The sequence below is a fragment of the Vibrio sp. 10N.222.46.A1 genome (assembly GCF_041473595.1).
Taxonomy (GTDB): domain Bacteria; phylum Pseudomonadota; class Gammaproteobacteria; order Enterobacterales; family Vibrionaceae; genus Vibrio; species Vibrio tasmaniensis_A.
Genome location: NZ_JBFRSN010000849.1, coordinates 1 through 465 on the forward strand (window position 1 = coordinate 1; position 465 = coordinate 465).

At 43.4% G+C, this 465-nt stretch carries 1 pseudogene; it reads left to right on the forward strand.

Going from position 1 to position 465, the window contains the following annotated elements:
• Nucleotides 1-465 (forward strand): annotated as a pseudogene (locus AB4496_RS20935) (carbamate kinase); the annotation flags it as partial.

A 465-nucleotide genomic window follows, 5' to 3' on the forward strand; every position in this document is an offset into this window, starting at 1 on the left:
CGCTAGTCACGCAAACTGAAGTATGCAAAAAAGACCCTGCGTTTGCTAACCCGACTAAATTTGTTGGCCCTGTATATACAGAGCAACGAGCTAAAGAATTAATGGCTCAAAGCACAATGCAGTTTAAAGCTGATGGCGAGTACTACCGACGCGTTGTGCCTTCTCCTATGCCAAAAAGCATTGTTGAAATTCAGCAAATTGAAACACTTCTAGATACAGAAAACCTTGTTATCGCTTGTGGCGGCGGCGGTGTTCCCGTGAGTATTGAGCAAGGTAAGAGTACTGGCGTAGAGTGCGTCATTGACAAAGATCTTACGGCTGAATTACTGGCTGAAAAAATCCATGCCGACTTATTTATTATCTTAACCGATGGTTCGATTTTCCGTAACTACGGTAAAGAAGACCAAGCAGAAATGAAGCAAGCAACGCCTACTGGTTTAGCAGAATTTTCATTCCCTGCTGGTT